We start from the raw sequence: 25,115 nt of genomic DNA, 5'->3' as shown, positions 1-25,115 counted from the left end.
TCTCTCCCGCCCGAAGTGCGGGACGCGCGGCCGCCCCTCAGCGCGGGGGGGCCGCGCGGAAGGCGTCGGCGACAGCGTGCCAGGCCGGCTTCGGCCGGAAGTTCCCGTCGTACAGATGGGCCCGAACGGGCAGGCCGTCCTCCCGCCGGGCATGGGGGCTGTCGTTCATCCAGGTGTAGCGGTCGCTCAGCCCCCAGAGCACCACGAGCCGGAGCGCGGGCTCGGCCAGCGCCGCTTCGAGGAAGGTGCGGTAGCACCGGGCCACCGCCGCGTCCCGCGCGGGGATCTCCGGCGGCAGCCCGCGGTCGGTGACGTCGAGCTCGGTGACGTAGACCTCCAGCCCCAGCGCCGCCACCTCCCGGATGAACCCCCGCAGCAAGCCGGCGTCGAAGCCGCGCGCGGCGGCGGAGAGATGCGCCTGGATGCCCAGCGCGTGCACGGGGACGCCCCGCGCGCGCATGCCCCGCAGCAGCGCCAGCACCGCCGCGCGCCGGGCCGCGTTGTCCTCCGTCGGCATCTCCAGCCCGTACTCGTTCAGCACGAGCCGCGCCGCCGGGTCCGCCTCGTGCGCCAGGCGAAAGGCCAGGTCGATGTAGCCGGGGCCGAGCGCGCGCAGGAACGGCGTCTCCCGCAGGCCGTCCGCGCGGCGGTACCAGGGCTCCACCGGCTCGTTCACCACGTCCCAGGACTGCATCCGCCCGGCGTAGCGGCCGGCGACGGTGCGGATGTGCCGTTCCAGCAGGGCGCGCATCCCCGCGGCGTCCTGCGGCGCACTGGCAAACCAGGGCGGCAGGGCCTCGTGCCAGACCAGGGCATGGCCGCGCAGCGCCTTCCCCCTTTCCCCGGCGAAGCGGACCATGAAGTCGGCATCGCCGAAGTCGAAACCCTCCGGCGAGGGGCGGTGGCCGGACCATTTCAGCTCCAGCCCCGGCACGATCACGGCGGCGTCGGTCTCCGCGATGCGGCCGAGCCCGGGCGATCCCTCCAGCTCCATCCGCGTCAGGGCGGTGCCGAAAAGGACCCCCTTCCCCGCGGCCAGGGCACCGAGCCCGGCCGCCGGCCCGGCCCCGCCCAGCAGGGGCAGCAGCGGCGCGGCCAGCAGGGCGCGCCGGGGCAGGGCCGGCTTGCGGGATCCCGGCCGTTGGACCAGCTTCCGGGCGGTGAGATCAGGGACGGGCATGGCAGGCCTCCTAGCCCAGACGGCGCGGCCGGTCGAAGAGCGACCTGCGGAGGCGGCGGCCCGGCGCGCGGGCCCGGCCTGGCCGTGGTTCCTCCTCATGCCGATGTTCTTCCAGATCTTCAGCTACAAGGAGGAGGTCGGGCCGCTCTACGCGATCTCGAAGGGCTGGGCCTTTCTCGTCGCCCCGCTCACCCTGCTCGGCATCCTGATGCTGCGCCTGCCGGACGGGCCGCTCTACCTCGTCCTTCTCGCCTACACGCTCGGTCTCGTTCCCCTGCTCTCGATGATCGAGCTGCCGGTCGAGCTGCTGGACGCGCTGCTCGGCACGGTGAAGTCCTGGCCGCTGACCTACTACTTCTCCGTGGCCGCGGCGCTGATGCTGCTCCGCCCCTCCGAAACGGCGGTGAAGCGCGGGATGCTGGCCTTCGGCCTCTCCACCTTCGGGGTGATGGTCCTCCTCTGGATCACCGTTCCCGCGCCCTGGTACCAGCCGAACGTCCTCGGCGGGAACCTGTTCTCCTGGGACGAGGGGCGCGGCATGTACATCCGCATGCCCATGATGCTGGGCGAGGTGGCGATGTTCTGGATGGGGCGCCGGTTCCTTCGGGAATGGCGTACCTGGCAGCTCCTCCTCGTCGTCGCGGCGGTCGTCGCGATGGCGACGATGTACAAGGCGCGGCTGCCGATCGGCGTCACCGTTCTCATCCTCCTGATGAACCTCGCGCTCTGCCTTTCCCGCCGTTGGCTGCTCGGGCTCGGCGCGGCGGCGCTGCTGCCCGTGGCGGCGGCGGCGATGATCCTCGGCCCGGGCCTGCCGGAGCTGCTGGGGCGGGTCTTCGACGAATCGCTCTTCATCCGCCTGCGCTCCGCCGTCCTCGCCTGGGGCTGGGTGTCGGGAGACCTGTCCCGCTTCGTCTTCGGGAGCGGCTCCATCTCCTCCTTCTCGGAGCTGACCCTGGCGGACGTGTTCGGCAGCGCCGACTTCTGGCTCACCGACATCGGCTGGCTCGGCGTGCTGCTGGAGTACGGGCTGATCGGCACGGCGCTGATCGTGGCCCTGCACGCCCGCGCCTTCCTCACGGCCCGCGCGCTCGGGCATCGCAGCGCCTTCCGCGCCGCGCTCGGCGACTACGTGCTGTTCGAGATCCTGTGCTCGGCGGTCTATTCCGTGATGTTCGCGGTGGGGCCGGTGGTCACCGTGGCCGCGCTCGCCTGGTGGCTGCGGGCGCGGGACGAGGCGGGGCTGGCCGAGGACGAGCCGGGGCTGGGCGCCGCCGTCACACCGCGTTGACGGCCCTCAGGATCGCCTCGCCGGTCGCGTCCCGCCGCACGGCGAGGATGTCGTTGGCGAGCCTGCCGCCGGCATCCGGCCCGATGCGCCGCAGCCGCATTCGCCAGAGCACCTTCGGCATCTCCGCGAACCCGTAGCCGAGCGCGGCGAGCTGCCCGACCAGGGGCTGGTCGCGGAAGTCGCCCTCGTAGTCGTTCAGCTCGAAGAGGATGGCGTCCGGCGGGTTGCGGCGCAGAAAGGCCTCCGCCCCCGCGATCACCTCCGTCTCGTAGCCCTCCACGTCCATCTTGATCAGGCGGATGGGCCCGAGCCCCAGTGCCTCCAGCGCCGCGCCGGCATCCCGCTGGCGCACCCGGATCACCTCGTCCGTTCCCTCCGCCCGGCCGATGGAGGCGCGGCCCATGTTGTCGTGCGGGATGTGCAGGTCCACCTCCGCATCCCCGCGCCCCAGCGCGATCGCCTGCAGGTTGAAGTGGCGGTACCCGTTCAGCTCCGCGCTGCGGCGGGCGAGTGCGGCGAAGCGCGGCTGCGGCTCGAAGGCCTCCACCCTGCCCGTGGGGCCTACCGCGTCCGCCATCGCCATGGAGACGAGGCCGAGATTCGCCCCGATGTCGATCGCCGTGTCCCCGGGCCGCAGGATCCTCCGCGCCACCCAGGTCACCTTCGGGTCGAGGTCGCCGAAGGAGTGGACCGCGGCGCCGATGAAGTCGCCGACGGGGACGACGAGCCGGGCGCCCGTGTCCCGGATCCCGGCCACCGCCTCCTCCGGCCCCGTGGCCATCACGGCGCGCCAGGGCGCGAGGTTCGCGAAGGTGCCGCAACCGCTGTAGAGCGGGTAGTGCCGGCCGAGGAAACGCAGCGCCGATCGCGCAGCCCCCTGGATCATGCCCGCCACCGCTCCGATGCTGCCTCGTCCCGGCTCTTTAGCACCCGCGCCCTAACGGATGAAGGACGGCCCCTCCCCGCCCGCGCGCAGCCCGCGGGAGACGGCGCGCGCCAGCAGCGTCACCTGCACCAGCCCGCCGAGGATCGTGGCCACCAGCGCCCCGCGCGGCCCGAGGAGAAGGAGCATCGGCACCATCGCCGCCGCGCAGGCGACGGCCCCGCCGAGCTCCGCCAAGGCGAGCGAGCGCAGCCGCCCGAGCGTCTGCAGCCCGGCCAGCCCCGCCACCCAGCAGCAGCCGAGGCCGAAGACCGCGCCCCAGAGCAGGACCTCCGTCTCCAACCCCTCGTAGCGTCCGCCGTAGATCCAGCCCGAGACCAGGGGCCAGAGCGCGGCCACCACCCCGCTCCAGGCCAGGGTGACGGTCGTGGGGACGGCGGCGCCGAGGACCAGCAGCCGCCAGAACCCGCGCGCATCCCCGGCGTGCCGCCGCGCCGCCAGCGGCCCGCGCGCCCCGCTGCCGAAGGCGCCGGCCAGGAGCGTGGCCGGGCGCAGCATCGTGGACGCCGCCGCCAGCCCGGCCAGGGCGGGCGCGCCGAACAGGAGCGGCACGGTGAAGATCCCCAGCCGCGTGAACACCTCGTTGGAGGCGCCCGCCAGCAGCGACCAGCCCGAGCGCCGGGCCAGCACCCGCCAGCGCCGCCGGGCGGCCGGGCCGAAATCCGCCGCCCCCGGACCGGAGAGGCGCCGGATCACCGCGCCCCCGGCCAAGGCCTGGGCGAGCCCCATCAGCACCAAGAGCAGCGGCACGGACGGCCCGTGGCCGAGGGCCAGTTCCAGCGCCACCATGAGGAAGACCACGGCGAAGCTGAAGGCGGAGACGGCGGCGGAGAGCGCCATCGCCCCGCGGGAGGCCGCAAGAGAGCGCGCGCAGAGGCCGATCACCGAGCCCGCCACGAGCACCGCCGCTGCCCCTGTGCCGAGACCTGGCCCGAGCAGCGGGGCCACCGCCGCCACGAGCAACCCGGCCAGCCCCGCCAGGGCAAGGTTGGCGGAGAGGATGGCCCGTTCCGCCCCACGCCGCCCCGCGGGTTCCGGTGGCAGGCGGTAGAGGTGGACCGAGGTGAAGGAGGAGACGAGCGTGCCCGCCACCAGCACCACGTTCGCCCAGAAGACGTAGGCGCCGAGCTGATCCGCCGTGCCGCGCCGGATGAGCCAGAGGGTGAGGCCGAGGGAGATCAGCGCCGCCAGTCCCTGCTCGGCGAAGGCCAGCGCGTAGCGGAGGACACCCGGGCGCAGCAGCCGCCGGACCAGGACCCCGGTCAGGAGGGGCGCCCCCGCCGCGCGGCCAGGGCCAGCCGGGCGAGCGGCAGCATGTCACCGGCGTAGCGGCGCCCGAGCCGGCGCGGTTCCGTCAGCGCGCGGTGCAGCCATTCCAGGCCGTTCCGCCGCATCCAGGCCGGGGCGCGCGGCGTGAGGTCCACGGCGAAGAGGAGCCCGCTGCCGACCGCGATCCCCACTCCCGTCGCGCGGCCCCGCGCGGCCACCTCCTGCATCAGTCGCTCCGAGCGCGGCGCGCCGGTGGCGACGAAGGTGATGCGGGCCGGGTGGTCCTCGATGAAGCGGATCGCCGCCTCGCGCGCCTCCGGGCTGTCGATATAGCCCATCGGCGGCTCGTGCTGCGCCACCTGGCGCAGCCCGAAGCGCGCCTTCAGCGCCGGCACCAGAGACGGGCCGCCGCCGATGACGGTGACCGGGTCCCCGGGCCGCATCACGCCGTTCAGCAGCGCGACGCAGAGATCGCTGCCGGCGGCCACGGGCACCCTCTCGCGCAGCGCCCAGCGATGCAGCCGGGCGAGGATGCCGCTGTCGTTCAGGCGCAGCCAGGCGCCCTCATGCGCGGCGCGGAGGCCCGTGCGCAGGTCCTCGGCCAGCAGCAGGATCTGCGCATTGATCGTGACGACGTAGGCGAAAGGCTCCCCCGAATCGCGCGCCGCGATCGCCGCCACCGCCCCCTCCAGGTCCAGCGGCGCCACCGGCGCGCGGCCGAGAAGCGCGACCTCCTGCATCAGATGGGATCGCCCATCAGAACAGGTTCCCGGGCGTGTTCTTGTTGATCGCGTAGGAGAAGGAGCGGGAGAAGGGGATGATCCGGTTGATCGCCTGGTCCACCCAGAGCCCGACCTCCGAGAGCCGGTTGCGCGGCACGAAGACGATGTCCCCCGCCACCAGCGGCACGTCGCCCGTGGCGTCCGCGCCGGAGATGAAGCCCTGCAGGTTCACCACCCGCAGCATCGGCCGGTCCTCCGGCGAGCGGCGGATGAGGACCACCTGGTCCATCCGCGCCGCGTCCTCCAGCCCCCCGGCCTGGGCGATCACCTCCGCGATGCCGCGCCGCCCGGTAACGGGATAGGCGCCGGCCCGCCGCACCTGCCCGCCGACGAAGGCGACGGAGGAACCCGCCTCGTCCAGCCCCACCGTCACGATGGGGTTGTTCAGAGTCCGGCGGGAGGCGGAGGCGACCGTCCGCTCCAGCTCCGCCGTGGTGCGCCCGGCCGTCTCCACCCGCCCCGCGACGCGGAGCGAGATGGTGCCGTCCGGCGCAACCAGCGAGGTCTCGTTCACCTCCGGCGTGAGGAGGAACTGCACCTTCACCCGGTCCCCCGGGCCGAAGCGGTAGGGGGCGGGTGCGTCGGTCCAGGCGGCGAAGCCCTCGGGCATCCGCTCCTGCACCCGCACGGACTGGGTGGTGCCGAGGTTGTCGGTCCCCGAGGCGCAGCCCGCGAGGAGGAGAAGGGGCAGGAGGAAGGACCGCATCAGGACACCAGTTGCGCCAGCCGGCGGGGCAGCACCGGCCGTTCGCCGCTCATCACAAAGCCCACCAGCCGGCCGCCGGCCGAGAGCACGGAATCCCGCGCCGCGCGCACCACGGACTTGTCGGTCCGCTGCGCCCGCAGCGCGAGCACGTTCGCGTCCACCAGCGCGGTCAGGCGGCGCATGGCGTAGTCCTCCGCCTCGGTGGGCGCAACGATCACCACCACGTCCAGGTCCCGCCGTAACCGCGCCAGCAGCGCCACGGTGCGCTCGATCCCGGCATGCGCGTCGCCCAGGATGCTCTCCCGCGCGCCGTAGGCAACCCAGAGGTTCGGGATGGCGGTGTTGAAGGCCAGCAGGTTGTCGGGGTCGCCCGGCTCGTGCACGGGGTGGGACCCCATGGCGGCGAGGTAGGCGCGGCCATCGGTCTCCAGGTCCACCAGCAGCGTCCGCAATCCGCGGGAGCGCGCCATCTCCGCCGCGACCGTGAGGGCGATGGCGCTGCGCCCGTCCTCCGCGTCCGTCGCCACGAACTGGATGACGGCGAGCCTCTCCCCGCCCGAGCGTGCATCCAGCAGCATCGCCGTCAGGTCCGTGACCTGCGGCGTGGTGGAACCGCCGATCAGCTTCACGTTCGGCGGGATGGAGGCGAGACCGGGGAGCCCCAGACCGCGCGCCGCCTCGTCCGTGGTGGCGAAGCTGCGGCGGAACAGGGTGAGCAGCACGGCCGCGGAGACCGCCGCGAGGATGCCGCCGAGCACGCCTGCCACCACGAAGGCCGGGCGCAGGTCGCGCGGCTGCGCCGCCGCCACGGGCGCCTGGGCCACGGTGACGGAGGGGGAGCGGGAGCGGCGCGCATCCTCCGTGATGCGGGCTCCCGTCTCACGATTTGCGATCTGCCGGAAGGAGGCCTCCATCGCGTCCCGCCGGCGGCCGAGGTCGCGCAGCTGCGCCTCAACCCGCAGCAGCGAGTCCGCGCGTGCCCGCGCCTCGGCGCGCTGGCTCTCCAGCTCCGCCATCTGCTTGCCGGCCGCGTCCGCTTCCACCTCCAACGTCGCGATGCGGAGGGAGAGCTGCTCGACCGCGGGGTTCCGCACCTCCCGCACCGTCTCGAAGCGGGTGTTCCGATTGCCGGCAATGCTCTGCTGCAGCGTCGCGATGCGCTGGTCCAGCTCCCGCAGCGGCGGCCAGTCCGGCGCGTACTGCAACGCCATCCTCCGCCGCTCCAGCACCAACCGGGTCAGCTCGTTCCGGCTGTCGTCGTTGGGGGCGAGGTTCGTCGTCTCGGCCGCCGCCACGACGCGGGCGGGATAGGCGGCCAGGCGTGCCCGCGCCGCGTCGAGCTGCGCGTCGGTGGAGGCCTTGCGCTCCCGCAGCGCGTCGATCCGGGTGGTGGTGCTGTCCAGCCGCGTGTTCGCCAGGCCGATGTCCTGCGGCAGGTCCAGGATTCGCGCGCCGGACCGCACGCGGGCGATCTCGTCGTCCAGCGACCGCAGGTCGGAGGCCATCCGGTCCGTCTCGACGGAGAGCACCGCCGCGTCCGTCTGCGCGTAGATCTCCCGCCGCTGCGCGGCGTAGGCGTCGAACACCGCCCGCAGCGCCGCGACCGACCTCTCCCGCGTCGGCAGGGCGGCGGAGACGCGGATGAGGTTGGAGGTGGCGGAGGTGAGCGCCATCATGGACTGCCGCAGGCGCTGCGCAGCGCGCGGAATCGAATCCTCCGCCGGCGGCAGCAGGCCGAAGAGCCGCCGCTCCCCCGTGCCGGACAGGATGGAGCCGGGCGGGGCCGATTCGAGGGCGCGCCGCAGCACCACGTCGGAGAGGAGGATCTCCAGCTCGGACTGCACGACCTTCGGCATCTCCACGCTCACCACCGTGGGCCCGGTGCCCGTCAGGTCAGCGGCGCCCGCGCTCTCCCGGCTGACCTGGACCAGCAGCAGGCCCTCGGCCGGCCAGCGCGGCCGGATGACGAGCGCGGCCGCGAGCGAGAGGGCCACCGGCACAAGGAAGGCGAGCGCAATCCAGCGCTTGCGGAGGAAGATCGTGGTCAGGATGTCGCGCGGCGCAAGCGCGAAGCCGGGGGCGGGCGGCGGGGCCTGCGGCAGCGGCGCGCGCGGCAGGGCGGCCGGCGCAGCGCCACGCCCCGCGCTGGGGACGAGACTCACAACGGGGCGCCCCCGGTCCGGCGGGGCCGCGCCCCGTCCCGCGGGCCCTGGCGGCCCTCATCAATCCTCACCGTCGCCGATCCGATCTGCCGCGGAGAGGGGCGGAGCCCCAGTGCATGGCCCGGGATAACATGAGATTTGCGCCGGGCGATACGGGGCCCCGCCGAAGCTGGCCGCCCGGATGGACGAATGTTAAGCCTCGCCGATGCCAGCCTCCGCCACGGAACCCCTGCCGCAACCCGTCCTCGTCCTCGGGGCAGGCGGCTTCATCGGGCGGCACATGGTGGCCGGGCTCGCCGCCGCGGGCCTTCCCGTCCTCGCCGGGCTGCGCCGGCCGGCGGACCTGCCTGCCGGGGTAGAGGCGCGCCTGCTGGATGCCACCCGCCCCGACTCGCTGGCCGCTGCGCAGGAGGGCGTTGGCGCCGTGGTGAACTGCGTGGCGGGCGACCCCGCGGCGATGCTGGAGGGGGTGCGCGCCCTGGCGTCCTCGGCGGGGCCGCGGCGCATCGTCCACCTCAGCAGCATGGCCGTGTACGGGGCGGCCACAGGGCTGGTGGACGAGAGCGCGCCCCTGGCGCCGGACGGCGCCTACGGCGAGAGCAAGGCGGAGGCCGAGCGGCGGCTGCGCGAGCACGCGGCCGGCGGCGGGCAGGTGGTGATGCTGCGCCCGGGCTGCGTGCACGGCCCGGGATCGGAGGGCTGGACCGCCCGCCCGGCGCGGCTGCTGCGGGCCGGGCGGCTCGGCGATCTCGGGCCCGGCGGGGATGGCACCTGCAACCTCACCGCCGTCGCCGACCTCGTGGCCGCCGCCATCGCCGCGCTGCGCCGGCCGGAGGCGACCGGGGAGGCGTTCAATGTCTCCGATCCCGATCCGGGCGACTGGAACGCCTATTTCCTGTGCCTCGCCCGCGCCATCGGGGCCACGCCGCTGCGCCGGATCCCCGGCTGGCAGCTGAAGGCGGAGAAGCTTGCCGCCTACCCGTTGAAGGTGGCGGAGATCGGCGGCCGCCGGGCACGGATCCGGACCCCGGACCCGATGCCCCCTTCCCTGCTCCGCCTCTTCGGGCAGGAGATCACCCTGGACCACCGCCGGGCCGATGCGGGGCTGGGTTTCCCCCGGACCCCGCCCGACCGGGCGATCGCCGAGGCGGCCGCCTGGTTCCTCCGGGCGGCCTGAGCCCTACCCCGCCGCGACCGGGCCGGGCTCCATATCCCGCTTCAGCCGCGCGGCTAGCCGCAGGGCGAGCGCCACCACGGTCAGGGTCGGGTTCGCCTGGCCGGAGGTGGGGAAGACGGCGCTGCCGGCGACCCACAGGTTGGCGATGCCGTGGACCCGGCACTCCGCGTCCACCACGCCCGTCGCCGGGGTGAAGCCTATCCGGGCCGTGCCGATGTGGTGGCCGCCATAGGCGCCGTCCCGCAGCATGTCCGCCGCCACCTCCTCCGGGTCGTGCAGGAGGGTGCCGCGCCCCCAGCGCGCGAGATCCTCGGCCAGCAGCCGGTAGGCGACCTGCGCCGTGCGGATGTCCCCCGCCGTCGCCCGCCAGTCCACCCGCAGCCGCGGCATGCCGAGCGCGTCCGTGGCGTCCGAGAGGGTCACGCGGCTCTCCGGGTTCGGCTCCTGCTCCCCGTGGAAGTCGAGGGAGAAGACGTTGCCCGGCGGCCGCACGATGACGGAGGGGAACTTCCGCGCGGCCAGGCGGCGCTTCCGCAGCATCGTCCAGGCGAAGCCGGTGGCGCTGAACGGATCGGCCGCCACGTTCCGCAGGTGGCGCAGCACGGAGGGCCGCTCCCCCGGCGTCTCCAGGCGCTTTCGGTACTCATAAGGAAGCAGGTGCCGGGCGAGGTAAAGGCCGGAGAGCACGCCGCTGCCGTGGGACGGGTCGGGGATGCGCGGGAAGTGCAGGCGAAGCACGGCATTCGCCACCCCTTCCCGCTCCTGGGCCGCCTCCGTCAGGTGCAGGCGGCGGCGGATGTAGGTGCCGTCCTCCGCCACCTCGTAGCCGGCGTTCACGTAGTCCCGCGGCACGGCGAGGCGCAGCCGGCCGGAGGTGCCGGCGATGTGGCACATGTAGTAGCGGCCCACGAGGCCGCGCCCGTTGCCCAGCCCGGCCTCCGCCCCCGGCCCGCGGGAGGCGAGCAGAAGGCGCGGCGTCTCCAGCCCGCCCAGCGCGACCACCACCCGCGCCGCCCGGACCGTGGCCTCCCGCCCGGAAAGGGTGCGGAGGCGCAGCGCGGTCACGCGGTCGCCCTCCGGCGCCGTCTCCACCCCCGTGCAGTTGGCGCCCAGCAGCACGCGCACGGACTCGCTGGCGGCCAGACGGTGGCCGTAGCGCCCGGCGAAGTCGGTGGGGGTGGAGAAGCGCTCGATCCCGGCCTCGGAGAAGTCCTGGGGGGCGAAGCCCGCGATCATCGGCCGCATCCCGCCGGGGATGGCAGTCGCGGCCGCGTAGTCGAACTCCCCGGCCTCGCAGAGCGCGTTGGCGGCCGGGTACCAGGGCGCCAGTTCCTCTCCGCCGAAGGGCCAGCCGGAATGCGGCACCCAGGGGCGCGCCCGGAAGTCCACCGGGTCCAGCGGCACGCAGCGCCCGCCCCAGAGCGTGGTGGAGCCCCCGAAGCGCCGGGCGCGGTAGGTGTGGACGGGCGAGTGCAGCGCCGGGTCCGCGACCTCCCCCTCGTAGAGGGCCTGGCTCCCGGGGTGGGCGGCGCGCCGGCCCGACTCGACCAGGATCACCCGCCAGGGTCCGCGCAGGAACTGCAGGGCCAGGGTGATGCCGGCCGCGCCACCGCCGAGGATGCACAGGTCGGCCTCCAGCGCCGCGCCGTTCTCCAGCGCCTCGGCGTCCAGGATCAAAGGGGCCGGGCCCGGCAGCCGGGCCCTCCGGGGGTCGCTAGGCCCGCATGCATGAACTCGCCTCCACCGCTGACCCGCCCGCACACCCCGGCATGGTGGGCCGGAGCCCTTCCGAAAGCCTTAACCCGCCATCCCCGATCCTCGGGGGAACGACATCCCGGGCATCGCGGTTGGGCAATACCGCGAGAGCGGCACTGTCAATCTTTTTGATACTGGGATACGCCCCGGCCATGGAAGCCCGACGTGCCCTTGCCCAGTTCGTCCGGGAGCACCCGGCGCTCTGGGACCTGCTGCATCCCGGCTACGACTGGGTGCGGCAGCGCGTGCGCGACGCGCGGATCCGCTGGCTCCTCTCGGACCGCATGGCCCGCACCGACGCCGCCGGGCAGACCCTGTTGGCGGCCGCGATGGAGCGCGGCGGGCCGCTGGGCGTGGGCAAGGTGGGTGGGCTCGAGGGAGAGGCGGCGGGCTTCTACCTCGGCCCGCGGCAGCGCGGGGAGAGCTATCCCCGGCGGCTGCGGGACCAGCTCTTCCTCAATGTCGGCCTCTTCCCCGTGGACGATGCCTCGATCGACCGCTTCTGCGCCGCCCTGGTCGAGGCGGCGTCTCAGCTCGATATCATGGGGGTGATGGGCTATCCGGGGGAGCCGGAGGTGCTGCTGCACCACGCCACCCGCGCCCGGCTGATCTCACTGCGGGCGCTGGATCCCTGGTATTTCGACGACCCCTGGTCGCGCCACCTCGCCGGGCGCCGGGTGACGGTTGTCTCCCCCTTCGCCCGCACGGTGGAGCGGCAGTACGCCCGGCGGGCGGAGATCTGGCCGGGCCGGGACGTGCTGCCGGAGTTCAGCCTGCGGACGGTGCTGATGCCCCACTCCCCCGGCCTGTCCCCGCCGGAGGAGCCGGACTGGGAGGCGCGGCTGGCGCGGGTGACGGAGGCGGTGGAGGCCGAGCCCTACGACGTGCTGCTCGTCGGCGCCGGGGGGATCTCCATCCTGCTCGCGGCCCATGCCAGGCGGATGGGCCGGATCGGCTTCCACATGGGCGGTCCCACGCAGGTCCTGTTCGGCATTCGCGGGCGCCGCTGGGACAAGGAGCCGTTCTTCCAGGCCGCCATGACCCCGGCCTGGGTCCGGCCGAGCGGCGAGGAGGCGCCGCCCGCGGCCGGGAGCATCGAGAGGGGATGCTATTGGTAGGCGCGAGGGCCCTGGGCGCGCCGATGGAGTGGCCGGAACCATGAGGGACCTTCCCGGGCCCGTCGGGGTGGAGCCGCCCGCGCCGGCGACGGAGGGCGGTTCGACCCCCTCCTTCGTCCGCTGGACGCAGGGCATGATCAATCGGCTCGTCGGCGTCTCGGACCTCGTCCTGTTCCTGATCGCGGCCGCCATCCTGGCCAACCCGCCGGTGGCGTTGCTGGAGAGCGGCCTTCAGCTGCCGCAGATGGCGGTGATCTCGCTTGCGGAGCTGCTGGTCTACGTCTCCGTCCACGAGCGGCTCGGCGGCTACCGCGTGGAGCGCTACGCGGATCCCCTCGCCGCCTTCCTCTTCCTGCTCGCCGGCCTCGCGCCCGCCCTCCTCGTCTCCCTTGTCCTGCTCTGGACCTTCCTGCCCTCGGCCCTGTGGCAGGCGCAGTGGCTGCTGGGCTGGCACCTGCTGCTCCTCGCCCTGCTGATGCTGGGGCGGCTGCTGCAGCGCTGGCTGATCGGGGTGGCGGCGCGGCGGAGGCTGCTGCGGCGAAGGGTGGTCGTGGTCGGGACGGGGCCGGTGGCGGAGGCGGCGGTGCGGGCGCTGCGGGAGGACCCGGCAGCCTACGAGATCCGCGGCATCTACCGCCTGGAGGACGAGCCGCGGACGGAGGAGGTGGCCGGAATGCCCGTGCGGGGCGACCTGGCCGCGCTCGGCGAGTACGCCACCGCGCACACGATCGACATCGTCGTCCTGGCGCTGCCCCAGGTCTCCGAGGCGATCGGCCTGATGGAGGCCGTGAGCTGGATCGCGGCCGACGTGGTGATCCCCTTCGAGCGGCCGGAGACGAGCCCGAGCTTCGCCGCCATCATGCCCCTGGGACGGCTGCGGTCCCTGCAGGTGCTGAGCCGGCCCTTCAAGGGTACCCAGGGGCTGCTGAAGGTCATGGAGGACTACGTGGTGGCCTCCGTCGCCCTCATCGTGCTCAGCCCGCTCATGCTGCTGGCCGCGGTCGCCATCCGGCTCGAGGGACCGGGGCCGATCCTGTTCCGGCAGCGGCGGCCCGGCTTCGGCCGGCGGCCCTTCTCCATCTACAAGTTCCGCACGATGAAGGTGAACCCGCACGACGACGCCACGACCGGCACGACGGGCCCCTCGGACCCGCGCGTGACCCGGGTGGGGAGCGTGCTGCGGCGGCTGAGCATCGACGAGCTGCCGCAGCTGCTGAACGTGCTGAAGGGCGAGATGTCCATCGTCGGCCCGCGGCCCTACGTGGCGAACATGCTCGTCGGGAACGAGCGCTTCTCGGACCTCGTGAACCAGTACGCGGAACGGCACCGGATCAAGCCGGGGCTGACGGGCTACGCCCAGGCGCACGGGATGCGCAGCTACGCCCTGCGCTCGCCGGAGAACGCGCGGCGCAGCATTGAGATGGACCTGCACTACATGACGCACTGGTCCCTCTGGATGGACCTGAAGATCATGCTCCGCACGCTGCTGGTCGGGCTCGCCGGGCGGAACGTGTTCTGAGGCGGCTCCCGCGGGGCTAGCCGGCCCCGAGCGATCGCGTTCCCGGGTGGCCGTGGACCCGGATGGTGCCAAGCCCGGCCAGTGCGTCGCGGATCACGTCCCGCAGCAGACGCACCTCGCGGATCCGGCCGAAGCTCGGGCGGTGGAAGAGGGAGATGTCGCGCCCGGGCAGGGTGGGCGCGCGGATCAGGCGGTAGGCCACCATGTCGTCCAGCAGCGTGCCCACTTGCACGGCGAGCTGCGGCAGGAAGGAGAGGCCGATTCCCGCCCCGATCATCTGCCGCAGCGTCTCCAGGCTCGTGGCCTGCATGGCGCCGCCGCCCCCCGCCGCGCGCGCCCCGGCGGGAAACAGGGCGACCGTCTGCTCCCGCAGGCAGTGGCCGTCGCTGAGCAGGATCAGCTCGCCCGGGGGCACGTCCTCCAGCGTCACGCGCTCGATCACCGCGAGGCGGTGGTCGCGCGGGACGGCGAGGACAAAGCTCTCGTGGAAGACCGGCAGCTCGGACAGCTCAATCCCCCGGACGGGCGAGGAGGCGAGCATCGCGTCCAGCTCCCCTGCCTCCAGCGCGCGGACCAGCCCGCCCGCCGTCCCGTCCACCAGGTGCAGCCGGAGCTTCGGGAAGCGTTCCCGCAAGGGCGTCAGGATGATGGGGGCCACGTAGGGGGCCAGGGTGGAGATGACGCCCAGCCGGAACTGCCCGCCCAGCGGCTCGGTCCGGGACTGGGCCATTTCCAGAAGCCGGCGCCCCTCGGCCAGGACGGCGCGGCACTGGGCCAGCACCTCGGCGCCGCGGTCGGTGACCATGACGCTGCGGCTGGCCCGCTCGAAGACCTGGATGCCCAGGTAGTCCTCGAGCTTGCGGACCTGGGCGGAGAGAGTGGGCTGGCTGACGGCGCAGGCGGTGGCGGCCTTGCCGAAATGCAGGTGGTCGGCGACGGCGACGAGGTACTCGATGTCGCGGAAGCTCAGCCCGGCCAGGTTCATCGCATGGCGTCCCGCGCTGCCGGCGGACGGCGGCGGGCCGCGGCCCGGGACGGGCCACAAGAGGTCATGACCTCGACTTCCCGGCGGGCAGCCCTGCCGCCCGCACCGCGCACCCCGTCCATGCCTTCCTTTTCCACCGGGCCGCGGCCGGGGGCAAGCGGAGCGGTCCGGACCGGCCGGGGAAGGCCGGGCGAGGATCCCTCCCCGCCCGGCGGCACGGATCAGCGCGCCTCGTCGAGCGCCATGTTGAGCCGCAGGACGTTCACGCGCGGCACGCCCAGGAGGCCCAGCGCGGGCCCTTCGGTGTTGGCGGCCACCAGCGCGCGCAGCCGGTCCTCCGGCATGCCCCGCGCCCGCGCCACCCGCGCGACCTGGCGGGCCGCGTTCTCCGGGCTGATGTCGGGGTCGAGGCCGGAGCCGGAGGCAGTGACGGCATCGGCCGGCACAGGCGCCGGCCCGGCCTCCGCCACCCGCTCCCGCACCGCGTCCAGCAGCGCGCCGCTCGTCGGCCCGCGCTGGGAGGCGGCGCTGGCAGCGGCGTTGTAGGGCGAATCGACGGTCTTGCTGCTGTCCTGCGGGTCGGCCGCGCTGGTGGCCGAGGGGCGCGGGTGGAAGTAGCGGTCCGCCGTGAAGTTCTGGCCGATGAGCGCGGAGCCGACCACGCGCCCGTCGCGCTCGACGAGGGAGCCGCTAGCCTGATGCGGCATCAACGCGCCGGCGACCGTGGTCATCGCCGCCGGGACGGCGAGGCCGAGGAGAAGGGTGAAGCCGAGGACGACCGTGGCGGCGGGACGAAGGATGGACATGGCTCAGGCAATCCCGAGGAGCTGGAGGATGACGTCGATGACCTTGATGCCGATGAAGGGCGCGACGATGCCGCCCAGCCCGTAGATCAGCAGGTTCCGCCGCAGCAGCGCCGCCGCGCCCACGGGCGTGTAGCGCACGCCGCGCAGCGCCAGCGGGACCAGGGCCACGATGATCAGCGCGTTGAAGATTACGGCGGAGAGGATGGCGCTCTCGGGACTGGCCAGGCGCATCACGTTCAGCGCCTGCAGCTCCGGGTACTGCAGCACGAAGATGGCGGGCAGGATGGCGAAGTACTTCGCCACGTCGTTGGCGATGGAGAAGGTGGTCAGCGCCCCGCGGGTGATGAGGAGCTGCTTGCCGATCTCCACCACCTCGATGAGCTTCGTGGGGTCGCTGTCCAGGTCCACCATGTTCCCGGCCTCGCGCGCGGCCTGGGTGCCGGTCTGCATGGCCACGCCGACATCGGCCTGGGCGAGCGCCGGCGCGTCGTTCGTGCCGTCGCCGGCCATGGCGACAAGGCGGCCTTCCGCCTGGGCGTCCCGGATGTACTGCAGCTTGTCCTGCGGGGTCGCCTCCGCGATGAAGTCGTCCACCCCGGCCTCGGTCGCGATCGCGGCAGCGGTCAGGCGGTTGTCGCCCGTCACCATCACGGTGCGGATGCCCATCTTGCGCAGCGCCGCGAAGCGGTCGCGGATGCCGGGCTTGACGATGTCCTTCAGCTCGATCGCACCGAGGATCCGGCCATCCTTCGCGACCACCAGCGGCGTGCCGCCCACGCGGGCGATGCGGTCCACCGCCTCGCGCAGCGCGGCCGGGGCCTCGCCGCCCGAGCTGCGGATCAGCGCCTCTGCCGCACCCTTGCGGTAGCCCACGCCGCCCATGTCCAGGCCGGAGATGCGGGTCTGCGCGGTGAAGGGCACCACGGTGGCGTCCGCGGGAAGCGCCGGCGGGGTGATGCCGTGCCGGTCCCGCGCGAAGGCGAGGATGGAGCGGCCCTCCGGCGTCTCATCCGCCAGCGAGGAGAGCACGGCGGCCTCAGCAAGGTCGCGCTCCGCCACGCCCGGCACCGGCACGAAGGCGGCGGCCTGGCGGTTGCCGAGGGTGATGGTGCCGGTCTTGTCCAGCAGCAGCACGTCCACGTCACCCGCCGCCTCCACCGCGCGGCCGGAGGTGGCCATCACGTTGAAGCGCACCAGCCGGTCCATGCCGGCGATGCCGATGGCCGAGAGCAGCCCGCCGATGGTGGTGGGGATCAGCGTGACGAGCAGCGCCGCGAGCACGGGCACGGAAGGCGGTGTGCCGTTCCAGCTCGCCAGGCCCACGACGCTGGCGACGGCGATGAGGAAGATGATCGTCATCCCCGCCAGCAGGATGTCCAGGGCGATCTCGTTCGGCGTCTTCTGCCGCGCGGCACCCTCCACGAGGGAGATCATGCGGTCCAGGAAGGTGGAGCCTGGCGCGGCGGTAATCCGCACCACGATCCAGTCCGAGACGACGAGCGTGCCGCCCGTGACGGCGCTGCGGTCGCCGCCGCTCTCGCGGATCACGGGCGCGCTCTCGCCCGTCACCGCCGCCTCGTTCACGCTGGCGATGCCCTGCACCACCTCGCCGTCGGAGGGGATGAGGTCGCCGGGCTCCACCAGCACGAGGTCGCCGATATGCAGCTCCGTCGCGCCGCGCGGCTGCCAGAGGGATCGGTCCTCGGCGCGGATCAGCAGCTTGGCCTGCGTGTCCGTGCGCGCGCGGCGCAGGCTTTCCGCCCGCGCCCGGCCGCGCCCCTCCGCCACCGCCTCCGCGAAGGTGGCGAAGAGGACGGTGAACCAGAGCCAGAGGGCGATCCCGGCCTGGAAGCCCCAGGGCTCCCCGCGACCGGCGGCGCTGGCGGCCAGGACGGTGACGAGGACGGAGACGATTTCCGTGACGAAGATCACGGGATTCCGGAGCAGCGTCGCCGGGTTCAGCTTGCGGAAGGCATCCCCGACCGCCCGCGGCAGCAGCGCCGGGTCGAGCATCGGGGCGCGGGCGCGGGTGGGCGCGCCGGGGCCGGTGGTGGTGTCGAGCATGGTGTGCCTCAGAAGGACTTGCCGGCGAGCATCGTGAAGTGCTCCGCGATCGGCCCGAGGGTGAGGGAGGGCAGGAACTGCAGCCCGCCGAGGATGAGGATCACGCCCGCCAGCAGCCCGGCGAAGAGCGGACCGTGGGTGGGGAAGGTGCCCGAGCCCTCCGGCGCCTTGGCCTTGGCGGCGAGGGAGCCAGCGATGGCCATGACGGGCACCACGAAGGCGAAGCGCCCGAGCAGCATGGCGATGCCGAGGGTGGTGTTCAGCCAGGGCGTGTCGGAGGTCAGGCCGCCGAAGGCCGAGCCGTTGTTCCCCGCCGCGGAGGTGTAGGCGTAGAGCATTTCCGTCAGCCCGTGCGGCCCGGCATCCTGGATGGAGGAGGCGGCCAGTGGCAGCACGACCGAGACGGCGGTGAAGCCGAGGATCGCGGTGGGCAGGATCAGCACCGCCAGCATGGCCAGCTTGATCTCCCGCGCCTGCACCTTCTTGCCCAGGTATTCCGGCGTGCGCCCCACCATCAGCCCGGCGACGAACACCGCCAGCAGGGCGAAGACGAGCATGCCGTAGAGGCCCGATCCCACGCCGCCCGGCAGCACCTCGCCGAGCTGGATGAGAAACAGGGGGACCATCCCGCCCAGCGGCGTGAAGCTGTCCAGCATCGCGTTCACCGCGCCGCAGGAGGCGCCCGTGGTGGTGGCAGTGAAGAGCGCGACGAGCGGCAGGCCGAAGCGGAGGTCCTTGCCCTCCATGTTGCCGAGCGCCGGATCGACGCCCATGGCCGTCATCAACGGGTTGCCCGCGGCCTCGGCGGCGTAGATGGCGGCGGTGGCGGCCACGACGAAGCCGAGCATCACCGCCAGCAGCGCGCGGCCCTGGCGGATGTCGCCGACGATGCGCCCGAAGGCGAGGCAGAGCGCGAAGGGGATCACGGCCTGCGCCATGATCTGCAGCGCGGTCGCGATCGCGTCCGGCCCCTCGAAGGGGTGGAGCGAGTTCACGCCGAAGAAGCCGCCGCCATTGGTGCCGAGGTGCTTGATGGCGATCTGGAAAGCGGCCGGGCCGAGCGGGACCGTCTGCTCCGCCCCCTCCAGCGTGGTGGCGGTGACGTAGCCCGCGAAGGTCTGCGGCATGCCGAGCGCGACGAAGACGAGGCCCAGCACCACCGCCAGCGGCAGAAGGACATAGAGCGTGACGCGGGTGAGGTCCGCCCAGAAGTTCCCGAGCTCCCGCACCCCACCGCGCGCGAAGGCGCGTGAGACGGCGAGGGCAAGGGCCATGCCGGTCGCGGCCGAGAGGAAGTTCTGCACCGCCAGCCCGGCCATCTGGGACAGGTAGGAGGCCGCGACCTCGCCCGAATAGGCCTGCCAGTTCGTGTTGGTGACGAAGCTGACGGCCGTGTTGAAGGCGAGCCAGGAGGACATGCCGGAAACGCCCGCCGGGTTCAGCGGCAGCACGCCCTGCAGGCGCAGGATCGCGAAGAGCAGCACGAAGCCGGCGGCATTGGCGGCGAGCATGGCGAGGACGTAGCCGCGCCAGTCCTGCCCGCGCCCGGGATCAACCCCGCCGGCGCGGTAGAACAGGGCTTCCACCGGCCGCAGCCAGGTGACGCGGCCGTCGGCGACGGCGGCGATGTAGCGCCCGAGCGGTACGGCGGCCGCCACGGTGAGCGCGAGGACGAGCGCGATCTGCGCCCAGCCGAGGATGGTCATGGGTCAGAGATCCGGATCACAGGCTCTCGGGGCGCAGCAGCGCCCACAGGAGATAGGCCAGGAGGCCGGCGGAGACGGCACCGCCGAGGATGAGGTCGAGCACGGCGCGTCAGACCCGTTCGCAGGCGGCGGCATAGGCCGCGAGGAGCGCGAAGGCCCCGAGGCCGAGCGCGAGGAGGAGGATGTCGAGCATGGCGGTTCCCTGCCGGCACGGGCCGGCGACTGCACAGGGATTCAGTCCCGCGGGCGTAAAAACACCATTCGGGAAGGCGGGCAGCCCCGTAAAAAGCGCGTAAAGCCCGGAGGTAACCTCTCGTTTTTACGCGGCCTTTATGCCGGGCGCCCGTTCCCGGCATCGCGCCTTTACGTGCCCTTCGCCAGACTCCCGCGGGTTCGCGCCTCGGGGAGTGGGAGCATGTCGGCCGCCATCGCGCCTCTGCCGGGGCTGCACCGCTCATCCCTCGGCCCGGGCGGAAGCCTCACCTTCGCCAGGCGCATCCCGCCCGGCCGCACCGGGCTCTGCGCCTTCCTGGCCCTGCTGCTCTGGGGCCTCTTCGGATCGCTCGCCATGGGCCTACGCAGCCCGGCCACGGCCAATCCGGCCCACGCCATGCTGTGGCTGGCCGGGGCGGTGGTGATTGCCGCCGTCGCGCTCGTCTTGGGCTTCCTCGCCGGCCATGCGAAATCCTAGGGAGAGGGGGACCGCTCCCCCGCTCCCTCCTACTGCCTGACCGGGTCCATGCCGTCCTCCACACGACCTGCCGAGCCGCCCCGCCCGGATCCCGACGCCCTGCTCGATGCGGCGCGGCGGGAGGGGCGAGGCCGGCTGAAGGTGTTCCTCGGTGCCGCCCCGGGCGTGGGCAAGACCTTCGAGATGCTGACGGAGGCGCGCCGCCGCGCGCTGGGCGGCACGGATGTGGTGGTGGGCCTGGCCGAGACGCACGGGCGCGCGGAGACGGCCGCGCAGCTCGCGGGGCTGGAGGTGCTGCCCCGCGCCCGGCTGGACTACCGCGGCCAGGCGCTGGAGGAGTTCGACCTGGACGGGGCGCTGGCCCGCCGGCCGGCGATCCTCGTGCTGGACGAGCTGCCGCATACCAACGCGCCGGGCAGCCGCCACCCCAAGCGCTGGCAGGACGTGGAGGAGCTGCGCGCCGCCGGGATCGAGGTCTGGACGGCGATGAACGTGCAGCACCTGGAGAGCCTGTCCGACGCCGTTGCGCGCATCACCGGCGTGCGCGTGGCGGAGACGGTGCCGGACGGTGTGCTGGCGGGCGCCGACGCGGTGGAGCTGATCGACATCCCGCCCGCCGAGCTGCTGGAGCGGCTGCGCCAGGGCAAGGTGTATCGCGCGGACCAGGCGGAGCGCGCCCTCCGCGGCTTCTTCCGCGAGGGCAACCTCGCCGCGCTGCGGGAAATGGCGCTGCGCCGCACGGCGGAGCGGGTGGACGCGGACGTCACCGGCTACATGCGCGCCAACGCCATCTCCGGCCCCTGGCCGACCGGCGACCGCGTGATGGTGCTGGTGGGGGGCGATCCCGCCGCGGAGAACGTGGTGCGCCATGCGCAGCGCATCGCCGCCACGCTGCGCGCGCCCCTCGTGGCGCTGCACGTGGAACGGCCGGGCGCGGCGGGGGGCGATCCAGGCACTGCGCTGCGCTTCGCCGAGACGCTGGGGGCGGAGACGGAGACGGTGGTGGACACCGACGTACCCCGCGCCATCCTCGCCGCGGCGGCGGAGCGGAACGTCACCCATCTCGTGCTCGGCCGCGGGCGCCCCTCCCTCTGGCGGCGGCTGACCGGCCGCACCCTTTCCTCCACGCTGCTGCGGCGGGCGACGGACTTCGCCCTGCACCTCGTGCCCGATCCCGTTGGCACGGGGCGGCGCCCCTCCCCTCCCCCGCCCCGCTCCGTTCCGCCCTGGCTCGCACGCGCCTCCGTGCCGCTGCTGGTGCTGGCGGCCACCGGGATCGGCTTCGGGCTGGACGGGATCGTGGCGGAGGGCGCGCTGGGCATGGTGTACCTTGCGGCCACCGTCGCCTCCGCCGTCGCCTTCGGCCCCGCGCACGGCGTGGCGGCGGCCGTGCTCTCCTTCCTGGCCTGGAACTTCCTCTTCATCCCGCCGCGCTACACCCTCACCATCAGCGGCCCGCAGGAGGTGGTGGGGGCGGTCGTCTTCAGCCTCGTCGCGCTGCTGATGGCCGGCACGGCGGGGCGGCTCGGGCACTCCGTGCGGGCGGCGCGGGCGCGGGTCTTCGGGCTGCGCCGGCTGGTGGAGTTCAGCCGCCGCCTGGGCGCGCCGATGAGCCGCGGCGACCTCCTCACCCTCATCGCGGCGGAGGCGGAGCGGGTGGCGGGCTGCCCCTGCTGCGTGCTGATGCCCGTCACGGGCGTGGACCTGCCGGGGCTGGGGCTGGAGGCCTCTCTTTCCACCCACGAGGCCGACCTCGTCGTGCGCGCGGCCGCGCCCGCCGAGGCGGGGCCGGACGACGCTTCCATGGCCGCCGCGCGCTGGGCCTTCGCCCGCGGCGGCGCGGCGGGATGGGGCACGGACACGCTGCCGGCGGTGCCCTGGCAGTTCCAGCCCCTGACCACCGGGGCGGGCGTGGCCGGCCTCGTTGGCCTGCGCTTCGCGGAGCGGGCCGAACCGCTGGACGCGGAGCGCGCCCGGGCACTGGACGCGCTGCTGGACCAGGCCGCCGTCGCGCTGGAGCGGGCCGAGTTGATGGAGGAGCGCGCGCGCGGCGCCGCGCGGGCGGAGGCGGACGCGCTGCGGACGACGCTGCTCACCTCCCTCGGCCACGACCTCCGCACGCCGCTGACGGGCATCCGCGGATCGCTGGAGACGCTGCGGACCATGGGCGACGCGCTCTCGCCGGAGGCGCGGGCCGACCTGATCCTGGCCGCCGAGGAGGAGACGGCGCGGCTCGGGCGCTTTGCCGCCAACGTCCTGGACATGGTGCGGGTGGAGACCGGCGCGGTGCCCCTGCGGCGCGAGCCGGTGGACCTGCCCGCCGCCATCGAGGCCGCGGCGGAGCGCGCGGAGCACGCGGCCGGGCGCCCGCTGGAGCGGCGGCTCGGCGCCTGGCTGCCCACCCCGTCGCTCGACCCGGTGCTGCTCGATCAGGTGCTGGCCAATCTGCTGGACAACGCGATGAAGTTCTCGGGCCCGGGGGGCCGTGTCACGATCGCCGCGCGGCGCGAGGGGGCGAATGTGCTGGTGCAGGTAGAGGATGACGGGCCGGGGATCCCGCGGGAGGACCTGGTGCGGATCTTCGACCCCTTCTTCCGCGCCAGCCGCACGGACCGCATTGCCGCCGGCACCGGGCTGGGGCTCGCCATCGCCCGCGGCCTGACGCGCGCCATGGGGGGAGAGATCGCGGCCGAGAGTCCGGTGGGGGGCGGCAGGGGCACGCGCATGTCGCTGCGCTTCCCGATCGGGGGAGGCGGGGCGTGAGCGGCGCGGACCTCTCCCGGCCGCGCGTGCTGGTGGTGGATGACGAGGCGCAGATCCACCGCTTCCTCGGCCCCGCCCTCGCCGCCTCGGGCTATGAGCCGTTGCGGGCGGAGAATGCGGCGGAGGGGCTGCGCCTGGCCGCCTCCTTCGCCCCCGCAGCCATCCTGCTCGACCTCGGCCTGCCCGACCTGGACGGGCAGGCGGTGATCCCCCGGCTGCGCGGCTTCACGGAGGCGCCGATCATCGTCCTCTCCGCCCGGGACAGGGAGGAGGGCAAGGTGGCCGCCCTGGATGCCGGGGCGGACGACTACGTGGAGAAGCCCTTCGCGCTGGGAGAGCTGCTGGCGCGGCTCCGGGCCGCGCTGCGCCGGGCCGCGGCGCGCGGCGGGGGCGCGACGGAGGCGGTGATCCGGGTGGGGCCGCTGGAGGTGGACCTGGCCGGCCGCATGGCGAGGCTGAACGACGCGCACCTGCGGCTGACGCCGCGCGAGTGGGCCCTGCTGGCCGCCCTGGCGCGTGCGGGGGCCGGCCGGGTGGTGACGCAGCGCCAGCTTCTTCTCGCCGTTTGGGGGCCGGGGCACGCGGAGGATGCGCAGTACCTGCGCGTCTATATCGGGCACCTCCGCCAGAAGCTTGGCGAGGCGGCGGGGCTGATCCGGACGGAGCCGGGCGTGGGCTATAGGCTGGGATCGGCGGAGTAGGGGCTGGGCCGGGAACGCTTTCCGAGGCCCTCGCCGTGCTAGACCAAGCGCGAGAGCAGGCATCGAGCAACTGCCCGAAAACTGCGCCGACGTCGAAAGAGAGGTAAGATGCGATGGTGGGCGCACTAGGGCTCGAACCTAGGACCCGCTGATTAAGAGTCAGCTGCTCTACCAACTGAGCTATGCGCCCATCGCATCGTCGTCCCGGAGGGAAGCGCTGGGCGCCGCCGTCCGGGAGGCGCCTTCTACCGGATCGGGCGAGGAGGTCAACCCCTTTCGCACCGGCGAGACCGGTTGTTGCCCCTCCGGGACGAAGGCGCTGCCTAGTCTCGTGCCGCGGCGAACTCCACATCGCGGTGGACATAGGCGCTGCCAAGCAGCCCGAAGCCCAGCATCACCGTCAGCACGGCGGAGCCGCCATGGCTGATCAGCGGCAGAGGCACGCCGCCCACGGGGATGCTGCCCGTCACCATGGCGATGTTCACGAAGACGTAGAGGAAGAAGTTCGTCCCCAGCCCGAGGGCCAGCAGCCGCCCGAACTGGTGGCGGCAGCGCAGCGCCGTGAGCAGCGCGAAGATGATGACCAGCGCCAGCAGCCCCAGCGTGCCGAGCGCGCCGACAAGCCCGAACTCCTCCGCGATCATGGTGAAGATGAAGTCCGTCTGCTTCTCCGGCAGGAAGTTCAGGTGGCCCTGGGTGCCCTGCAGGAACCCCTTCCCCCACATGCCGCCGGAGCCCAGCGCAATCTTGGACTGGATAATGTTGTAGCCCGCGCCCAGCGGGTCGCTCTCCGGGTCCATGAAGGTCGTGATCCGGGCCTTCTGATAGTCGTGCAGCCGCTCATAGGCGATGGGGGCGGCGAAGCCGACGCCCGCGAAGAGGATGGCGAACTTCCACCACCGCACCCCGGCCGCCCAGAACATCGCGCCCCCGATCATGCAGGTGATGAGGGCCGTGCCGAGATTCGGCTGCTTCAGGATCAGCGCCACCGGCACCAGCACGGCCAGGGCCGGGGGGATAAGGAAGAGCGGGTTGCCCATCCGCTCCCAGCTCGCCCGGTGGAACCAGTGGGCCAGGGCGAGGCAAAGCATGATCTTCATCAGCTCGGAGGGCTGGAGCTGGATGGGGCCGACATCAATCCACCGCTGCGCCCCCTTCCCCACATTGCCGTGGACGAGCACGAGAACCAGCAGAGCCACGCCGACGGCGTAGCCCACCCAGGCGAAGCGGGCGATCACCCGGATGTCGACCAGGGAGAGGGACAGCATGATGACCAGCCCGAAGCCGAAGCGCAGCGCGTGCTTGCTGGCATAGGCGTCCGGCGTGCCACCGCCGGCGGAGTAGAGAGCGACGTAGCCGATCGCCGCCACCCCGCAGAGGACCAGGACGAAGAGCCAGGGGATCTGCCACAGCTTCTCAAGGATGCCGAAGCTGTGCTGCCTCATCAGCAGCCGGCGCTCATACACGGCCGGTTCGCGCAGCATCATGGCGGGGATG

At 73.5% G+C, this 25,115-nt stretch carries 20 protein-coding genes and 1 tRNA gene; 7 read left to right on the top strand and 14 right to left on the bottom strand.

Going from position 1 to position 25,115, the window contains the following annotated elements; genetic code table 11:
* Nucleotides 1-37 precede the first annotated feature (37 nt).
* Nucleotides 38-1,180, bottom strand: coding sequence for an endo-1,4-beta-xylanase (locus VQH23_RS19465; protein WP_338662379.1), 1,143 nt, complete (start codon nucleotides 1,178-1,180; stop codon nucleotides 38-40).
* On the opposite strand from VQH23_RS19465, the gene VQH23_RS19460 reads away from it, so the two are divergent.
* The gene (locus tag VQH23_RS19460) at nucleotides 1,179-2,471 is read left to right on the top strand and encodes a hypothetical protein (RefSeq protein ID WP_338662378.1); all 1,293 of its coding nucleotides are present in this window, start codon (nucleotides 1,179-1,181) and stop codon (nucleotides 2,469-2,471) included. The genes VQH23_RS19465 and VQH23_RS19460 overlap by 2 nt on opposite strands.
* On the opposite strand, the gene VQH23_RS19455 is transcribed toward VQH23_RS19460, so the two are convergent.
* The 5 genes from VQH23_RS19455 to VQH23_RS19435 all read right to left on the bottom strand — a co-directional run bounded on the left by VQH23_RS19455 (nucleotide 2,458) and on the right by VQH23_RS19435 (nucleotide 8,333).
* Entirely contained in the window at nucleotides 2,458-3,357 is a 900-nt protein-coding gene (locus VQH23_RS19455; protein WP_338662377.1) for an FkbM family methyltransferase, read from the bottom strand. The two genes, VQH23_RS19460 and VQH23_RS19455, sit on opposite strands and share 14 nt — an antisense overlap.
* A 51-nt stretch (nucleotides 3,358-3,408) precedes the next feature.
* Nucleotides 3,409-4,515, bottom strand: coding sequence for a hypothetical protein (locus VQH23_RS19450; protein ID WP_338662376.1), 1,107 nt, complete (start codon nucleotides 4,513-4,515; stop codon nucleotides 3,409-3,411).
* A gap of 161 nt (nucleotides 4,516-4,676) precedes the next feature.
* On the bottom strand, nucleotides 4,677-5,423 hold the full coding sequence (locus VQH23_RS19445) for a WecB/TagA/CpsF family glycosyltransferase (RefSeq protein WP_338662375.1): 747 nt from the start codon (nucleotides 5,421-5,423) through the stop codon (nucleotides 4,677-4,679).
* 16 nt (nucleotides 5,424-5,439) lie between these two features.
* Nucleotides 5,440-6,171, bottom strand: a complete 732-nt coding sequence (locus VQH23_RS19440; protein ID WP_338662374.1) for a polysaccharide biosynthesis/export family protein — start codon at nucleotides 6,169-6,171, stop codon at nucleotides 5,440-5,442.
* Nucleotides 6,171-8,333, bottom strand: a complete 2,163-nt coding sequence (locus VQH23_RS19435) for a hypothetical protein (RefSeq protein ID WP_338662373.1) — start codon at nucleotides 8,331-8,333, stop codon at nucleotides 6,171-6,173. The genes VQH23_RS19440 and VQH23_RS19435 overlap by 1 nt, the downstream gene beginning before the upstream one ends.
* 205 nt (nucleotides 8,334-8,538) lie before the next feature.
* Here VQH23_RS19435 and VQH23_RS19430 point away from each other — a divergent pair, with 205 nt between their 5' ends.
* Nucleotides 8,539-9,510 (top strand): NAD-dependent epimerase/dehydratase family protein, encoded by a 972-nt coding sequence (locus VQH23_RS19430; protein WP_338662372.1) that lies wholly within the window; start codon nucleotides 8,539-8,541, stop codon nucleotides 9,508-9,510.
* Between the two features lie 3 nt (nucleotides 9,511-9,513).
* On the opposite strand, the gene VQH23_RS19425 is transcribed toward VQH23_RS19430, so the two are convergent.
* Nucleotides 9,514-11,187 (bottom strand): GMC family oxidoreductase, encoded by a 1,674-nt coding sequence (locus VQH23_RS19425; protein WP_338662371.1) that lies wholly within the window; start codon nucleotides 11,185-11,187, stop codon nucleotides 9,514-9,516.
* Between the two features lie 230 nt (nucleotides 11,188-11,417).
* On the opposite strand from VQH23_RS19425, the gene VQH23_RS19420 reads away from it, so the two are divergent.
* Complete coding sequence (locus VQH23_RS19420; protein ID WP_338662370.1) at nucleotides 11,418-12,383, top strand: hypothetical protein; 966 nt, start codon at nucleotides 11,418-11,420, stop codon at nucleotides 12,381-12,383.
* Between the two features lie 40 nt (nucleotides 12,384-12,423).
* Entirely contained in the window at nucleotides 12,424-13,902 is a 1,479-nt protein-coding gene (locus VQH23_RS19415) for an exopolysaccharide biosynthesis polyprenyl glycosylphosphotransferase (protein WP_338662369.1), read from the top strand.
* A gap of 16 nt (nucleotides 13,903-13,918) precedes the next feature.
* Here the strand turns inward: VQH23_RS19415 and VQH23_RS19410 are convergent, their stop codons facing one another.
* The 5 genes from VQH23_RS19410 to kdpF all read right to left on the bottom strand — a co-directional run bounded on the left by VQH23_RS19410 (nucleotide 13,919) and on the right by kdpF (nucleotide 19,566).
* The gene (locus VQH23_RS19410) at nucleotides 13,919-14,887 is read right to left on the bottom strand and encodes a LysR substrate-binding domain-containing protein (RefSeq protein ID WP_338662368.1); all 969 of its coding nucleotides are present in this window, start codon (nucleotides 14,885-14,887) and stop codon (nucleotides 13,919-13,921) included.
* Between the two features lie 221 nt (nucleotides 14,888-15,108).
* The gene (gene kdpC, locus VQH23_RS19405; protein WP_338662367.1) at nucleotides 15,109-15,693 is read right to left on the bottom strand and encodes a potassium-transporting ATPase subunit KdpC; all 585 of its coding nucleotides are present in this window, start codon (nucleotides 15,691-15,693) and stop codon (nucleotides 15,109-15,111) included.
* A 3-nt stretch (nucleotides 15,694-15,696) separates the two neighbouring features.
* Complete coding sequence (kdpB, locus tag VQH23_RS19400; protein WP_408904230.1) at nucleotides 15,697-17,757, bottom strand: potassium-transporting ATPase subunit KdpB; 2,061 nt, start codon at nucleotides 17,755-17,757, stop codon at nucleotides 15,697-15,699.
* 8 nt (nucleotides 17,758-17,765) lie between these two features.
* Nucleotides 17,766-19,463: a potassium-transporting ATPase subunit KdpA gene (kdpA, locus tag VQH23_RS19395; RefSeq protein WP_338662366.1), complete on the bottom strand. Its 1,698-nt coding sequence runs from the start codon at nucleotides 19,461-19,463 to the stop codon at nucleotides 17,766-17,768.
* 16 nt (nucleotides 19,464-19,479) lie between these two features.
* On the bottom strand, nucleotides 19,480-19,566 hold the full coding sequence (gene kdpF / locus VQH23_RS26640) for a K(+)-transporting ATPase subunit F (protein ID WP_209372964.1): 87 nt from the start codon (nucleotides 19,564-19,566) through the stop codon (nucleotides 19,480-19,482).
* A 312-nt stretch (nucleotides 19,567-19,878) separates the two neighbouring features.
* On the opposite strand from kdpF, the gene VQH23_RS19390 reads away from it, so the two are divergent.
* Genes VQH23_RS19390 through VQH23_RS19380 form a run of 3 tightly spaced genes read left to right on the top strand, consistent with a single transcriptional unit; the run spans nucleotide 19,879 to nucleotide 23,618 of the window.
* The gene (locus VQH23_RS19390; RefSeq protein WP_338662365.1) at nucleotides 19,879-20,154 is read left to right on the top strand and encodes a hypothetical protein; all 276 of its coding nucleotides are present in this window, start codon (nucleotides 19,879-19,881) and stop codon (nucleotides 20,152-20,154) included.
* Between the two features lie 48 nt (nucleotides 20,155-20,202).
* A complete protein-coding gene (locus tag VQH23_RS19385) occupies nucleotides 20,203-22,917 on the top strand; it encodes a sensor histidine kinase KdpD (protein ID WP_338662364.1) in 2,715 nt (904 codons plus the stop codon).
* The gene (locus tag VQH23_RS19380) at nucleotides 22,914-23,618 is read left to right on the top strand and encodes a response regulator (RefSeq protein WP_338662363.1); all 705 of its coding nucleotides are present in this window, start codon (nucleotides 22,914-22,916) and stop codon (nucleotides 23,616-23,618) included. Before VQH23_RS19385 ends, VQH23_RS19380 begins: the two co-directional genes overlap by 4 nt.
* Nucleotides 23,619-23,732: 114 nt before the next feature.
* Here VQH23_RS19380 and VQH23_RS19375 read toward each other — a convergent pair.
* Nucleotides 23,733-23,808, bottom strand: a tRNA-Lys gene (locus VQH23_RS19375).
* A gap of 133 nt (nucleotides 23,809-23,941) precedes the next feature.
* Nucleotides 23,942-25,105 carry a rod shape-determining protein RodA gene (gene rodA, locus VQH23_RS19370; RefSeq protein ID WP_338662362.1) on the bottom strand — a complete coding sequence of 388 codons (1,164 nt, stop codon included), beginning with the start codon at nucleotides 25,103-25,105 and terminating at the stop codon, nucleotides 23,942-23,944.
* Nucleotides 25,106-25,115 lie beyond the last annotated feature (10 nt).

The sequence above is a fragment of the Pararoseomonas sp. SCSIO 73927 genome (assembly GCF_037040815.1).
Taxonomy (GTDB): domain Bacteria; phylum Pseudomonadota; class Alphaproteobacteria; order Acetobacterales; family Acetobacteraceae; genus Roseomonas.
The sequence above is the reverse complement of the archived record's forward strand: the minus strand, read 5'-3'. Positions and strand labels throughout refer to the sequence as shown.